This is a genomic window from Paracoccaceae bacterium (genome assembly GCA_012103375.1).
Classification (GTDB): domain Bacteria; phylum Pseudomonadota; class Alphaproteobacteria; order Rhodobacterales; family Rhodobacteraceae; genus WLWX01.
The window spans coordinates 1310447-1324841 of the sequence record WLWX01000001.1 but is presented as its reverse complement, the minus strand read 5'-3'; the positions used below and the strand labels follow the sequence as shown (position 1 = coordinate 1324841).

At 63.7% G+C, this 14395-nt stretch carries 11 protein-coding genes; 6 read left to right on the top strand and 5 right to left on the bottom strand.

Going from position 1 to position 14395, the window contains the following annotated elements; genetic code table 11:
* Positions 1-2: 2 nt before the first annotated feature.
* The 5 genes from GKR99_06845 to GKR99_06825 form a co-directional block, all read right to left on the bottom strand.
* Positions 3-1454 carry an indolepyruvate oxidoreductase subunit beta family protein gene (locus tag GKR99_06845; GenBank protein ID NKB27276.1) on the bottom strand — a complete coding sequence of 484 codons (1452 nt, stop codon included), beginning with the start codon at positions 1452-1454 and terminating at the stop codon, positions 3-5.
* A 202-nt stretch (positions 1455-1656) separates the two neighbouring features.
* The gene (locus GKR99_06840; GenBank protein NKB27275.1) at positions 1657-3801 is read right to left on the bottom strand and encodes an indolepyruvate ferredoxin oxidoreductase; all 2145 of its coding nucleotides are present in this window, start codon (positions 3799-3801) and stop codon (positions 1657-1659) included.
* Between the two features lie 225 nt (positions 3802-4026).
* Positions 4027-4491 carry a MarR family transcriptional regulator gene (locus GKR99_06835; GenBank protein NKB27274.1) on the bottom strand — a complete coding sequence of 155 codons (465 nt, stop codon included), beginning with the start codon at positions 4489-4491 and terminating at the stop codon, positions 4027-4029.
* Complete coding sequence (locus tag GKR99_06830; GenBank protein NKB27273.1) at positions 4491-6068, bottom strand: NAD(P)-binding protein; 1578 nt, start codon at positions 6066-6068, stop codon at positions 4491-4493. The genes GKR99_06835 and GKR99_06830 overlap by 1 nt, the downstream gene beginning before the upstream one ends.
* Positions 6068-6859, bottom strand: a complete 792-nt coding sequence (locus tag GKR99_06825) for a cyclase family protein (protein ID NKB27272.1) — start codon at positions 6857-6859, stop codon at positions 6068-6070. Before GKR99_06825 ends, GKR99_06830 begins: the two co-directional genes overlap by 1 nt.
* A 192-nt stretch (positions 6860-7051) precedes the next feature.
* On the opposite strand from GKR99_06825, the gene GKR99_06820 reads away from it, so the two are divergent.
* From GKR99_06820 to GKR99_06795, 6 genes are all read left to right on the top strand, one after another.
* A complete protein-coding gene (locus GKR99_06820) occupies positions 7052-8626 on the top strand; it encodes an FAD-dependent oxidoreductase (GenBank protein ID NKB27271.1) in 1575 nt (524 codons plus the stop codon).
* 46 nt (positions 8627-8672) lie between these two features.
* Positions 8673-10202: a peptide ABC transporter substrate-binding protein gene (locus tag GKR99_06815; GenBank protein ID NKB27270.1), complete on the top strand. Its 1530-nt coding sequence runs from the start codon at positions 8673-8675 to the stop codon at positions 10200-10202.
* Between the two features lie 310 nt (positions 10203-10512).
* Entirely contained in the window at positions 10513-11520 is a 1008-nt protein-coding gene (locus tag GKR99_06810) for an ABC transporter permease subunit (protein NKB27269.1), read from the top strand.
* Positions 11513-12361, top strand: coding sequence for an ABC transporter permease subunit (locus tag GKR99_06805; GenBank protein ID NKB27268.1), 849 nt, complete (start codon positions 11513-11515; stop codon positions 12359-12361). The genes GKR99_06810 and GKR99_06805 overlap by 8 nt, the downstream gene beginning before the upstream one ends.
* Positions 12358-13215 carry an ATP-binding cassette domain-containing protein gene (locus GKR99_06800; protein NKB27267.1) on the top strand — a complete coding sequence of 286 codons (858 nt, stop codon included), beginning with the start codon at positions 12358-12360 and terminating at the stop codon, positions 13213-13215. Before GKR99_06805 ends, GKR99_06800 begins: the two co-directional genes overlap by 4 nt.
* Positions 13208-14011, top strand: coding sequence for an ATP-binding cassette domain-containing protein (locus tag GKR99_06795; protein NKB27266.1), 804 nt, complete (start codon positions 13208-13210; stop codon positions 14009-14011). The genes GKR99_06800 and GKR99_06795 overlap by 8 nt, the downstream gene beginning before the upstream one ends.
* The last annotated feature ends 384 nt before the right edge of the window (positions 14012-14395 follow it).

Below are 14395 nucleotides of genomic sequence, written 5' to 3'. Positions count from 1 at the left end.
GCTCAGAAACTTTCGATTGTCTTCAGCGCGCCGTCCAGCGCCTCACCATGTTCATCCTGAAGTGCTGCATCACGCAATCGCCGCAACCAAGCGGGCGCATCTTCGCGCCCGCTCAGCGTTGGCAGCGCCCCGATCACGCGGTCATATTTCGAAAGCCCGCGCGCGTGGGTATCCGAATACCCTTTGATCAACTGGCGACAGCGCAGCACTTCGACCCCAAGCGCCGCATCCGTCTGCGCCAATGCCAAAGCAAACCAGCGCTCCAGATGTTCCACTTCAACTTTATGTCTTAACATCCTGCGACGAAATGGTTTCAGACCTGAGACAACCCACAATGACAACCACCCGCGCAGCCCATCGGTGCGCAAACGGCGCCCACGATTGACCAGCCAGTCAAGGCCCCGCATCATCCAGCGCCGCCGCTCGAAAAACCCGCCGAGGCCTGCCGGAAAGGCACCAACAACCTCCTCCGCGCGCGGGTGAAAATACTCGGTGACATGCACGATGGCCTCTGCGTCAGCCCCCTGTTCACTGCGCAATCGCGCCTCGCGACTGGCGCGGGTTTTCAGATCGGCAACCCGGATCAGATCGTCGTAACACATCGCATTGGCCAGGAACTTCGCAGCCTCGGTAATGAACGCATCCCCTTTTTCGCGCGCGCGCTCCAGGTAGTCCAGATAGGTGCTGCCATAGGCAACATCCTGATAATCAACCACTTTTGCCAACCCACGCAACGCCATCGGGCGCGCCGCCTCTGACAGCGCGGCAACCCGGTCTTCAAGCGCGCGCCATCCGCCCAGCAATTCTGCCGGGCCTTCCGGAGTCGCGAGTCCGGCAGGGATATCCGGCGCGGGATCGGTCAAGTCGACGCCCGCCAGCGCGCCGTCAAACCCGGCGGCGAAGGCGGCGAGGCTGGCCTCAACCCCGCGCCCACTTTCGCGGATCACCTGTTCGTAAAGCGACCGATCAAACAGCAATGACCCCGATGCCGCAAGCGCCCCGAACAGGCTGGCCGAAATCACGCTTCCAGCGCCCGTTGCCGCCGCGTCGTAGTCGTGCCAAAGCGTGCGAAACGCCTGATCTTCCGCCTGCGCCATCACCGCCGAAGGGTCGGCGCGGCCATCGCCGGGCACGATCTTTTCATCCACCGCCAACACCCGGTGGGTGGAGGCGATAAGCGTCGTCTTATCCGCACTCACAAAGCCGCGCATCATCGCGCGCCCGGCCTCCATCAGTTCGGCGGCGATCAGGATATCCACGTCGCCGGTTGAGGGTGCGAGCGCGAAGACCGGCAGGCGGTCGGTGCGCGGGGCCATCTCGATGTAGTAGATCGTCGCCCCGGTGCGCTGCGCCACCCCCGCGACCGAGGTTGCCTGCGCGCGGTAACCGCCCGCCTGCGCCACCTCGGTGATCCAGTTGGTCAGCACCCCGCCGCCCTGCCCGCCCACGGCCATGATCGCCAGTTTGGTGACCCCGGCGGTGGTGTCGGGGCCTGCGGGCGGAAGGGTGTCGGAAAGGTCGTTCACGCTACGTCCTTTCGCAACAGAGGGCCGCGCCCGATCCGAGGGTTGGGCGAGAAGCGCCCGACCCGTGGGGTCGGATCGGGCGCTGCCCGGCGGTGCCGGGCAGACATGCAGGATCTGATTGCGTCCGCCTTCATAAGTGCGAAAACCTCAGCCGTTTCGCATCCCGCCGCGCCTGCAACCGCCCGATAACCTTCCGCCTCTGCCGGTCCCACCAGCGGTCCCAGGCGTTGGGATTGTGAACAATATCAGCCTGATAGAACGACGGGCACAGCACGGCGGCGTCCGCGACCTCTCCGCAGTTGCCGCAGCCCACGCAGGTCTGGTCGATGGCCGCCACCGGGTCATCGCGCAGCGGATCGTCGAGTTTCTTCACACTCAGTGAGGGGCAGCCCGACAGGCGGATGCAGGCGTGATCGCCGGTGCAGATGTCCTCATCCACGCCAAAGCGGGTGGCCACGACGCGTTTGCCGTCCTTCTTCGCCGCCGCTTTCAGGGGGCGTTCCCGGCGCTGCTTGTTCAGGCTGCATTCGCTGCTGGCGATGATGACTTTGGGGCCGGTCTCTTTCGTTGTCAGCGCCTCGGTCAGGGTCCGCCGGACCTTGCCCACGTCATAGGTCCGGTCGATCTGGCGGATCCATTTTACCCCCATCCCCGCCACCGCATCGCGGATCGGGTGCTGGGTGGATTTCGTCGCATTATCCGCCCGGCTGCTCAGGATGTCCTGCCCGCCCGTGGCGGCGGAATAATAATTGTCGACGATCACGATCACGCCGTCATTCTGGTTGAACACCGCGTTCCCGATCGAGGTCGCCAACCCGTTGTGCCAGAACCCCCCGTCGCCCATGAAACTGATCGAGTGGCGGTTCGCATCAGGCGCGTTGAAGGCCGCCGCTGACGCGGGCCCAAGGCCGTAGCCCACCGTCGTCGCGCCAATATCGAACGGCGCGTTGATCGAGAACAGGTGACAACCGATATCGCAGGCGATGTGGTGTTCGCCGAGGTCCTGTTCCACCAGTTTGGCGGCGGCAAAGATCGGGCGTTCCGGGCAACCGGTGCAGAAACTGGGCGGGCGCTGGGGCACCACATCGGTCAGAACCGGCACCGGAGGCGGCGCGTTTGACGCACGGCCCTCGGGCGGCAACAGCGCGGGCCCATGTTCGCCCATAAAGGCGCTGACGCCCGCCAGCATGACCTGTCCGGTCAACACTCCGGCCTTGGGGAACGGGCCATCGCCGACCAGTTTGCAGGTGCCCCCCGCACGATAGAGCATGGCGGCGACCGCTTCTTCCAGATGCTTTGGCTGCCCCTCTTCCACCATCAGCACGGCGTCCTTGCTGGCGCAGAACGGCATGATTTCTTCGGGGATCAACGGATAGGTCACGTTCAGGCAATAAATCGGGATCTGCGTCTCGCCATAGATATCCGCCAGCCCCAACCGCTGCAGCGCGCGGACCACGCCGTTGTACATCCCGCCCTGGCAGATAATGCCGACTTTGGCGTTATCGGGGCCGAAAACCTCATTCAACTTGTTATCGCGGATGTATTTGACCGCGTTCGGCCAGCGTTCGTGCACCTTTTCCTGTTCGTGCAGGTAAGACGACGGCGGCAGGACGACCCGGCTGTGATCGCGCACCGGGTTTTCCAGCGCATCTTTGACGGTGACAGGCGGCGGGATGTTGTCGCGCGCCTCAAACTCGCCCGTGACATGGCAGCACCGGATGCGGACCTGCAACATGACGGGGGTATTTGATGCCTCGGACAGTTCAAAGCCGTGGCGCACGGCGGCGGTTATCGACGGCAGGTTCGGGCGCGGGTCCAGCATCCAGACCTGTGATTTCATTGCAAACGCGTAAGAACGCTCCTGCATGATGGAGGAGCCTTCGCCGTAATCCTCGCCCACGATCAGCAGTGCGCCGCCCTTCACACCGCAGGATGCAAGGTTGGCCAGCGCGTCCGAGGCGACATTGGTCCCCACGGCGGATTTGAACGTCACTGCGCCGCGGATTGGATAATGGACGCTTGCGGCAAGGCTGGCGCAGGCTGCCGCTTCCGAGGCGTTGGCCTCGAAATGCACGCCAAGTTCGCCGAGGATTTCCTGCGCATCCGCCAGCACGTCCATCAGGTGGCTTATCGGCGCCCCCTGATAGCCGCCGACATAGCCGACGCCGTTTTCCAGCAGCGCCTTGGTGATGGCGAGGATGCCTTCGCCGCGAAAGGTCGCGCCTGCGCCGACGCGTAATTGCTGGACTTCGCGGGCGAAGGAGCGTTCAGCCATGAGCGTGCTTTCCGAAATAATGCGCAAGCCGGGCGCGCGCTTGTCTGGGGACTGGCGCTGCAACACTAGTTTGGGGCAATTTATGGTGCAGGGTTAGCTCTGACCGTGCGGATCCCGGCAACGTTGCTGAAGCGCCTGTCCGGGGGACAGACAGGCGCTCGCCCGGCGCCCTTCGGGCTTGATTCCGGGCGGAAATGCATCGTGGCGAATATGTCGCTCCGCCCCTCAAAACGGGTTCTGCCGCACGTTGCCGAGGATTTTTTGCAAGGTGCTGACGAAGGCCTCACGCTCGCCCTCATCAATGCCGTTGAACATCCCCTCGGCCGCCGCGCCCATTGCGGGCCATAGCCTGTCGAACAACGCCCGACCCTTTTCGGTTATGAAAATCCGGCGCGCGCGGCTGTCGTTGGCATCCTCTTCTCGGCGCACCAACCCCTCGTCCAGCATTGCCGTCAGGGTCCGGCTCATCGTGGATTGTTCGATAACGCAATACACGCTGAGTTCGTTGACCAGCAGCCCGCTTTTGGAAGACAGCACGGCAAGCGTGCGCATCTTGGCCGTGCTCAGCCCGGATTCGGACAGCACCGCCTGCATCGAGGCGTTATAGCGCCCCATGATCCGGTTCATCAGATAGGGCGCGAAGCGTTGCAGGCCGATCTCGCCCAGGGTCGAAGGGGTCGCGTCGTCCATCAAACCTCCTGCGCGACAAGAAAGCCGCTGCCGCCCGCCAGACCGGGGCCGGGGTGGGTGGAGGCGCCGATGTGATGCAGGCCCTTGATATGGGTGCGGTGGTTGACCGTGTCCGCAAAGGGGCGGAACAGGAAGAACTGGTCCAGCGTCGTCGCCCCGCCATAGGGATCGCCGCCAACAAGGTTGATATTCATCGCTTCTAGATCGGCGGGGGAATAGGCGACGCGCGTTCCCTTGATTGCATCGAAATTCTTGATATGCGCGCGCAGGATGCCCTCTACCCGGTCGGCATAACCCTCGCGCAGCGCTTCGGTCCAGGTGCCGTCGCCGGGGTCGATCTGCCCCGCCGCATCGCCTTTGATCACGCGCGGCGCTTCGGGCAGCTGGCACCACAGGATCGCATTGCCGTCCGCCGCGCGGGTGGGGTCGAGCACGGCGGGCTGGCCAACGCAGATTGTCGGAACCGCAGGCAGCATGCCGCGTTCCGCCTCATTCGTCGCCTTCGACACGCCATCCAGCCCCGGCGTCAGGTGCAGCAGGGCCACCTGCCCCAACGCGGCGTCGCCCCAATCCGGCTGGCCGTTCAGCGCATAATGTAGTTGGAAATTGCCCTTGCCGTGGCGGTATTGCTTCGCCGCTGTCCGCTTGTCGCCCGCCGCGTCCTTATCCAGCAACCGCCCATATAGCTGCCCCGGCGCGACGCTGGCGATGACACCCTTTTTCGCACCGTGATGTTCGCCGCCGACCAGCACGCCAGTCGCCTTGCCCTTGGTCACAACGATCCGATCCACATCCGCGCCCGTGGTGATCTGCCCGCCCTGTTCTTCGATCAGCGCCCGGAAGGCATCCAGGATCGCCCCGGCCCCGCCTTTGACGACCGGCGCGCCGGCAGCCTCCAGCGCGAAGGCGATGACCTGCGCCATACCGCCGGAATAACTCGCCTCCGGCGACAGGCCCGCGTGCAGGCACCAGGGTGCCAGCAGGTCGCGCAGCAGCGCGCCCTCGAACCGGGTTTCCAGCCAGCCGCGCGCCGGGATCAGCCCCGCGCCCAATGTGGCCGCCAGCTTGCGCGTGCCACCCTTTTTGAACATCGACTTGCCCAGCAGTTTGGCCGTCGCGCCCGACCACGCAGGCCCCCCGAGGATGCCGAACAGCAGCTCGGCGTTCTGCTCAACATGTTCAACCTCGGCCCGGTATGCCGTGCCGTCGCCAGCCGCCAGCGCCTCTAATCGCGCCACATTCGCGTCCCGATCCGTGGTCAGGATCAGCGACGAGCCGTCCGGGCGCAGCACGCCGGTGGGGGACGCCCCATTGCAGAACTCCAGCCCGTGGCGCGCCAGATCCTCGCCCAGTTCGGCAAACGCGGGCGAGGTGATGAACAGCACGAATGTCGCCGCCATCAGATCGTGGGTGAAGCCCGGATCGGTGATCTGACCCGAGCGGATGCAGCCGCCGATCACGTCATTGCGTTCGATCACATGGGCCGAGGCCCCCTTCCGGCCCAACATCGCCGCCGCCACCAACGCATTGATGCCGCTGCCGATAATCAGCCAGTCAGGGGTCCCCCGGTCTGCCATCAGCCGTTCGGAGCCAGCGCCATCGCCCGGATCGGGCTGCCGGTGCCGTTCTCGATCTTCAGCGGTGCGGCGATCAATACAGCACCCTTGGGCGGCAGTTGGTCCAGGTTCGCGAGGCTGGCCAGCCCGTATTTGTTATCCCGGTGCAGCATGTTGTGCGCCGGGTACGGGGGATCGAACTCTCCCGCCTTGCCTGCGTCGGTCCCGATGCATTCACTGCCCCAGCCGGTGATGCCCTTGGACAACAGATATTCGATGCAATCGACCGTCGGCCCGGGCGAGTGCGGGCCGTTTTCATCCACGTTCAGGAAGTCCTCCTTAGACCCGGCCCGCTTGTACCAGTCGGACCGCAGCACGACCCATTCGCCTGCCTTGATCTCTCCATGCTCGGCTTCCCAGGCTTTGACCAGATCGGCGGTCAGCAGGAAATCGGCGTCGGCTGCGGATTCGGCGGAACAATCAATCACGTTCACCGGCGCGACCACATTCTGCAACGGCAAGGTATCGGTGTACCCGTCCGTATAATCCTTGCCGGTGATCCAGTGGTGCGGCGCATCGAAATGGGTGCCCGAATGCTCGCCCAGTTTCAGCCAGTTCCAGGCGAAGAACGGGCCATCCTCGTCATATTCGCTGATCTTGTGGATCTCGACATCCGGGGTCGGTTTGGCAAAATCCGGCGGCAACTGAATGATCGGCGTGTCGGGGCCAAGGACCCCGGTGCAATCGACGACCCTCACATCACCGCTCAGCAGTGCGGCCCCCAGTGCGTTCATGGTTTCTGTGGATGACATTGTCTTCTCCCTGATCTGCGGAGCCGTGAATGCGCGCCGCCAAAGTGGTCCGAAAAATCCGTTATTACTGTGGACGCATTCCTGTGCATGTGCAACTATCTGCACGACAATCTTGCACTCTTCGCACAGAAATAGGGGCTTGAACGCGGCGAATATGTCTGCATTTGCACGAAAATCCGGAAAGCCAGGAACATGAGCTTTGACGCGCTGGTCATCGGCGCGGGCATCAACGGGTTGGTCGCCGCGGCGCATCTGGGCGCGCAAGGCCGGCGCGTCGGCGTGTTCGAGGGGGGCACGGTTCCCGGCGGGGCGGTCAAAACCGCCGAGGTTACCACCCCCGGCTTCAAGCACGATCTGGGCGCGATGAACTTGTCGCTGTTCGCCGGGTCCGCGTTTCACAGCGAACATGGCGCCGCGCTGGCCAGCCACGGCTTTGAACTGGCCCCCGCCACCGACACATTCGCCACCGCATTTCCGGATGGCCGCTGGCTGGGCGTGACCAATGATCTGGACACGACCGCCGCGCGGATCGCGGCGTTCGATGAACACGATGCGGCCGCGTGGCGCAAGATGTCGGCGGGCTTTATGGGAGAGTTGGAGGATATCGGCGGGTTGCTCAACACGCCGATGACGAGGGGGCGGCTGGCCAAATACCTTTGGAAGCTATGGAGGAAGCGTGGCACCGGTGGCACGGTGGAACTGGCGCGGTTCATGACCTCCAGCCCGCGCGCCTTCCTCGATGAAAACTTCCGCAGCCCGGAATTGAAGGCAATGATGGCGGCCTGGGGCATGCACCTCGACTTCGCGCCCGACGTGGCTGGCGGCGCTGTGTTCCCGTATCTGGAAAGCTTCGCCAACCAAAGCTTCGGCATGGTTCTGGGCAAAGGCGGCGCCGGTGGGCTGATCACCGCATTGGTCAAGATGATCGAGGCGCAGAATGGCGAGGTCCGCACAAACGCCCGCGTCACCAACATCTTGCGCACCGGGCGTACCGCAAACGGTATTCGCCTCGCCGATGGCACAACCGTTACGGCTCGCAAGGCAGTGATCGCCAACACCGGCCCGGCGGCGCTGGTGCATCTGCTGGACGAAGAAACCGGCGATGATCACTACGACGACCGGGCATTGGCGTTCCGCTACGCGCCCGGCACGATGATGATCCATCTGGCGATGGACGCCCTGCCGGACTGGACTGCGGGTGACGATCTGAAGCGCTTTGCCTATGTCCACCTTGCGCCGTCGCTGGGCATGATGGATATCGCCTATGCGCAGGCGAAGGCCGGGTTGTTGCCAGCCGAACCCGTCGTGGTTTGTGGCCAGCCCACGGCGGTTGACCCGTCGCGCGCGCCGGATGGTAAACACATTCTGTGGCTGCAAGTTCGCATGGTTCCCGCACATATTGAAGGCGATGCATTAGGAAAGATCGACGGCATCGAATGGGACGATGTCAAAGACGCCTACGCCGACCGGGTGCTGGATATCCTTGAACGCTATGCCCCCGGCACGCGTGACAAGATCATTGCCCGCCATGTGGTCAGCCCGCTGGACCTTGAGGCCGACAACCCGAACCTCGTCGGGGGCGACCAGATCAGCGGCAGCCACCACCTTTCCCAGAACTTTCTGTTCCGCGGCCCGCCGGGTCACGCCGACTGGTCCACACCCGTCGGCAACCTGTTCCACGTCGGCGCATCCACCTGGCCCGGCGCCGGAACCGGGGCCGGATCGGGATATATGCTTGCACAACGCCTCATCCGGGGGCGACACTGACACCAACGGGCGACAAAAGCCCGACCACCCAAAGGGAGACGACACAATGAACCTGACACGACGCAATACCCTGCAGCTGAGCCTTGCCGGCCTGGCCGCCGCTGGCATACCCAAATCCGTGCTGGCCGCCAGCCATGCCGGCAGCCTGACCATCGCCTATAACGTCAACCTGCCCGCCTTTGACCCGACCACCGGGCCAAGTGCGGTGAACCCGACGATCCAGGGGTTGTTCCAGTCGATCTTCGACATGTTCATCTATCAGAACCCGGACCTGAGCTTTGGCCCCGGCATCCTGACCGACTGGGGCTGGAACGACGACAAGACCAAGGTGATGATGACCGTCCGCGAGGGCGTGAAATGGCACAACGGGGCCGACCTGACGCCCGAAGATGTGGTCTGGTCGCTGGAACGCGCCGGGAAAGAGGAAACCGGCAACCCGATCCAGTTCGTCTGGTCCACCATCGGCAATTTCTCAATCGACGGGCAGGTGATTACCGGCGACGTGCTGCGGTTCGACCCAACGATCTTCAAGTGGATGGCGTTCCTGACCGGCTATGTCATGCCGAAGGCCTATTACGAAGAAGTCGGCGCAGAAGGTTTCGAAGCCGCCCCCATAGGCACCGGCCCCTATATGGTCGACAAGTTTGAACGAAACAGCTTCCTGACGCTGAAAGCCTTCCCCGATTATTGGGGCGAGAAACCGGCGTTTGAGAGCGTGACAATCAAGTTCGTCCCCGACGCCGCCAGCCGCATTGCCGAGGTGGAATCGGGCAACAGCGACGTGACGCTGGAAATCCCGTATGAGGAATTCGACCGCCTGAAGGACAAGGACGGCCTTTCAGGTGTCACAACACCTGTGTCCGATATCGGCATGATATTCATCAACGATATCGAGGTGATGACCGACCCCAACGTCCGTATGGCAGCGGCGCATTCCATCGACAAGAAGCTGCTGGTGGATCGTCTGCTGCGCGGTTACGGCGTGCCAATCGACACGTTGCAGGCCCCGGAATACGATGCCTATGACGCCTCGATCACAGTGGAATACAACCCCGACAAGGCGGTCGAACTGCTGGCCGCCTCGGGCTATTCCACCGACAACCCGGTGAAGTTCACGATCCAGACCACGCGCGGCTTCAAGCCGAAGGATTTCGAGATGATCCAGGCCATTGTCGGCATGTGGCGCAAAGTCGGGATCGAAGCCGAGATCGAGGTTTACGAGATCGCCAAACACTTCGAGCTGCGCGCAGCAGACCAGCTGGCCCCGGCGGCGTTCTATAACTGGGGCAACTCGGTCGGCGACCCGACGACCAGCACTGGATTCGCGATGTTCGGCCCCTCACCACATTCGGTCTGGGACGGTCAGGACGTGATCGACGCCATCGGCCCCCTGTGGGGCGAAGCGGATGAAGCCAAGCGGATCGAAGGCTGGAAGGCCGTGGACCGGCTGGTCGCCGAGAACGCCTATGTCATCCCGCTGCTGCAATATGTGCAGCCGGTTGTGCACAACGCGAATATTGCTGTGACTCCAAGCGTTTCCGGTGCGTTGCTGCCGCTGTTGATGAAGCCCGTGTAATGCAAGATCCGGCCACCTTTCCGGGGTGGCCGGACCTGCATAGAAATTTGCTGAGAACCAAATGGCAATGTAGCGCGAGCCGTGCGCTGGCCAGCCCGGGGGTTAGCGAACCGACAGTCGTTCGGGGCACTTGGATGGTTCGGCAATCCCGTCAAATCAGAAGGAAGCGCAAACCTCACCCATCGCCAACACGCCCGGACGGGCTGGCGAGTGCACGGCGGCTTCGCCTTAATTCCTCGCACGGGGAAATCTCGCCAATCTTGTGTTCAATTTACGCAGTTTTTTGCTGTCACTCGGGTTTCGCTAAACCATGCTTCTGATGCGCCTCCTGTCCCGCCTGACCTCTATCGCGGTGACGTTGTTCGGTGTCGCACTGGTGGTCTTCGTGGTGATCCGCCTGATCCCCGGCAACCCCATCGCGATGATGCTGCCCCCCGGCGCAACCGAAGATGACATCGCCCGCCTGACCGCCCTTTATGGGTTCGACAAGTCGATCCCGGAACAATTCATCATCTGGCTGTCGGGCGTTCTCCAAGGCGATTTCGGCACCTCAATCTCGCTGCGCCAGGACGTCCTCGCCCTCGTCCTCGGCCGCCTGCCGGGGACGTTGGAACTTGCCGGGCTCGCCCTGATCTTCGCGGTGCTCATCGGCGTTGCGCTGGCCATCCTCGGCACCATCCGTCGGGGGCGAAAAACCGAAACCGGGATCGACATCTGGAACGGGCTGACGCTGTCCACGCCTGATTTCCTTTGGGGCCTCGCCCTCATCCTTTTATTCGGGGTCGTCCTGCAATGGTTTGGAATCTCTGGCAGAGTCTCTCCGCAACTGGACCTGCCCTTCACAACGCAATTCTATCTTCTGGAAAGCCTTGCGCGATTCCGCCTCGACCTCACCGCCAACCTTCTGGCGCATATGTGGATGCCCGCGCTGGCGCTTGCCCTGCCGCTGTCCGCGATGATCGCGCAGGTCCTGAAAGTCTCACTAAAAGAGGTGATGACGCTGGACTACACCCTGCTGGCGCGCACCAAGGGATACTCAGAACGCCAGGTGATTTTCCGAGAGGCGCTCAGGAACGCCGCCCTGCCAACCCTTGCCCTGACGGGCGTGCAGCTGACCCATCTGATCGGCGGCACGGTGATTGTGGAGCGGTTGTTCAGCTATGGCGGCCTCGGCTCCATGGCCATTGATGCGGTCATCAACCGGGATTTACCGCTGATCCAGGGGATCGTGCTGACCTTCGCGGTGATCTTCGTCGCCATCAACCTGATCGTCGACGCGCTTTACACCGTGCTGAACCCAAGGCTGCGCCATGGCTGAGGCGCTCCGCATCCACCGCCGCACGCCGTTGCGCCTGTGGCTATCGCTCGGCTGGCTGACGGTATTCTTCGCCTGCGCGGTTTTCGCCGATGTGATCAGCCCGCAGGATCCGCTGGCGCAGGACCTGCTGTTCGAACGCCTGCCGCCATTCTGGGCCAGCGGGTCTGAATCCGGCTTTTGGCTTGGCACGGATTCGCTGGGCCGCGACGTGTTGTCCCGGATGATCCACGGTGCCCGTATCGCGGCCATCGTGGCGCTGGTCGCGGGCTTCGGGGCCTGCATCATCGGCACCACGCTGGGGCTGATCGCGGGCTATTATCGCGGCTGGGTCGACCAGATCATCAGCCGGGTGGTGGATATCTGGATGAGCTTCCCCGCCGTTCTGTTCGCCATCCTGCTGGTCGCCGTCATCGGCACCGGCCTCACCTCCGTGATCGTCGCCATCGTCGTGATCGACTGGACCCGGTTCTGCCGCGTGGTCCGGGCCGAGACCATGGCACAGGCGCGGATGGATTACGTCGACAGCGCCCGCATCGCCGGGTTTTCCCGCGCCCGCACCCTGCTGCGTGAGGTGTTCCCGAACGTCCTGCCCGTGATCATCGCCGTCCTGACCCTGGAAATGGGCATCGCCGTGGTGGTCGAGGCGGTCCTGAGCTTCGTGAACCTGTCGATTTCCACCGACGATCCGACCTGGGGCGGCATGATCTCGGAAGGGCGGCTGAGCATCCATCAGGCCTGGTGGGTCCTCGTCTTCCCGATGATTGCGCTGTTCCTGACGGTGCTAAGCTTCACCCAATTGGGCGAGGCCCTGCGCGAACGCTTCGATCCGGTGCTGCGATGAGTTTCCTTGCGATCCAGGACCTCGACGTCCGCCTGAAAACCTCAGGCCAGCGGCTGTTGCGCGGCGTTTCGCTAGCGGTCGCGCAGGGGCAGGTTCACGGGCTTGTCGGGGAAAGCGGGGCCGGTAAGTCGATGATCGGCAAGGCGATTCTGGATGTGTTGCCGCGTTCGGTCAACATCGCGGGCGGCCAAATCACCCTTGGCGACACCGATCTGACCGCGCTGGACCCCAAGGCCCGCCGCCATGAACTTGGCCAGCGCACCGCCCTGATCCCGCAGGACCCGCTGACCGCGCTGAACCCGGCGCGCCGCATCGGCGGGCAGATCACCGACCGGCTGACCCGCGTTCTGGGCTGGACGCAGGACCGTGCCGGTGCCCGCGCACTGGAATTGCTGGATGAGGTGCAGATCGCCGATCCGGTGCGGGTGATGACCAGCTATCCGCATGAGTTGTCGGGCGATATGCGCCAGCGCGTGCTGATCGCCGCCGCCTTCGCGGCCGAGCCGAAATTGATCATCGCGGATGAACCGACAACGGCACTGGACGTCACCGTGCAAAAGCAGATTCTGAAGATGATCGCCGCCATGCAGGCCGCCCATAACACCACGATGCTATTCGTCACCCACGACCTAGGCGTCGTCGCCCGCGTCTGCCAGCGGGTCAGCGTGCTGTTCGCCGGTCACGTGGTCGAAGATACCGACATCCGCACCCTGCTGTCGGTCCCCGCACACCCCTATTCGCAGGCCCTTCTGAACGCGACGCCGCGCTATGACGACCCGCGCGCCTCACTGCAGCCGGTGCCAGCCTCGGTCATCGCCGCGACCCGGGCCGAGGCGGAGGCGCGCGATGCCTGACACCCTCATCGCCGTGCGCAATCTTGAAGTCTCGCTGCCAGACATGGCGAAGAAACCGCCCATGGGGCGCGCGCCGCTGATCCACATTCTGAAGGGGCTGAACTTTGACGTGCCGCGCGGTTCGGTCGTCGGGATCGTGGGGGAAAGCGGGTCGGGAAAATCGACGCTGGGCCGGACGATCCTGCGGCTGATCGAACCGACGGGGGGGACGGTGATTTTCGACGACGAAGATATCACCCACGCGCCAGAGAAGGCGTTGAAAGGCTTCCGCCAGAAGGCGCAGATGATCTTTCAGGACCCGCTGAGCTCGCTGAACCCGCGGCACACGATCCTGGGCCTGATCGCCGCGCCGCTGACCCTGCGGATGGGCCGGGCTGAGGCCCGAACGCGTGCCGCCGAAGCGCTGGAGATGGTGGGTCTTCCGGGCAATTTCGCCCGCCGATACCCGCACGAGTTGTCGGGTGGCCAGCGCCAGCGCGTCGGCATCGCCCGCGCCATCGCCCAACGCCCCGCGTTCATTCTGGCGGATGAGATTGCAAGCGGCCTCGACGTCTCCTCACAGGCGGTGATCCTGTCGCTGCTGGAGGACCTGGTGCGCGACCTGGGTCTGACCCTGGCCTTCATTTCCCACGACCTGAGCGTCGTGCGCCGGTTGTGTGATCGCACCATCGTTATGGCCGACGGCCAGATCGTCGAAGACGCCGCGACCCCGGCGCTGTTCACCCGCCCGAACAGCGATTACACCCGCGCCCTGATCGACGCGATCCCCCTGCCGGTCATGGATCAGCTGTGGTGAGTTAAGGCGCGGGGCGGGTGAAATTGGCTTGGAGCAGATATTGGCGTATTGTCCCCGCGCCCGGTGCGCGCCGTAAGGCGCAGGGCGCGCGCCGGGCCAGTCCCGCCGGTCAGGCGCTGGTCTGAACATCGCTCGTCCAAGCGAGTTGACGGCCATACCTGATGAATAAATCATGCAAACTCAATGGCGCAGCGCCAGCCCACCGGCCCGGCGCGCGCCCTGCTTGCGATGCAACGGTGAACTTCCGCTTCACTCCAATCCAGTCCAGGGCAGCCCAATCCTCTGAGGTCGCGCGAACGGTTGGCCGCATCGTCAGGCCAATCTATGCGCGCTTGCAGGCGCACGACGCATCTGGCATCTGCCGCAAATTCAAATAGGCTGCGC

Bases quoted from the DNA above. Each gene is read 5' to 3' on its own strand.
- GKR99_06810 (NKB27269.1), top strand. From the start codon at position 10,513: ATGCTTCTGATGCGCCTCCTGTCCCGCCTGACCTCTATCGCGGTGACG.
- GKR99_06830 (NKB27273.1), bottom strand. From the start codon at position 6,068: ATGGCAGACCGGGGGACCCCTGACTGGCTGATTATCGGCAGCGGCATC.
- GKR99_06820 (NKB27271.1), top strand. From the start codon at position 7,052: ATGAGCTTTGACGCGCTGGTCATCGGCGCGGGCATCAACGGGTTGGTC.
- GKR99_06835 (NKB27274.1), bottom strand. From the start codon at position 4,491: ATGGACGACGCGACCCCTTCGACCCTGGGCGAGATCGGCCTGCAACGC.
- GKR99_06840 (NKB27275.1), bottom strand. From the start codon at position 3,801: ATGGCTGAACGCTCCTTCGCCCGCGAAGTCCAGCAATTACGCGTCGGC.
- GKR99_06800 (NKB27267.1), top strand. From the start codon at position 12,358: ATGAGTTTCCTTGCGATCCAGGACCTCGACGTCCGCCTGAAAACCTCA.
- GKR99_06845 (NKB27276.1), bottom strand. From the start codon at position 1,454: ATGGCCGTGGGCGGGCAGGGCGGCGGGGTGCTGACCAACTGGATCACC.
- GKR99_06815 (NKB27270.1), top strand. From the start codon at position 8,673: ATGAACCTGACACGACGCAATACCCTGCAGCTGAGCCTTGCCGGCCTG.
- GKR99_06825 (NKB27272.1), bottom strand. From the start codon at position 6,859: ATGTCATCCACAGAAACCATGAACGCACTGGGGGCCGCACTGCTGAGC.
- GKR99_06805 (NKB27268.1), top strand. From the start codon at position 11,513: ATGGCTGAGGCGCTCCGCATCCACCGCCGCACGCCGTTGCGCCTGTGG.
- GKR99_06795 (NKB27266.1), top strand. From the start codon at position 13,208: ATGCCTGACACCCTCATCGCCGTGCGCAATCTTGAAGTCTCGCTGCCA.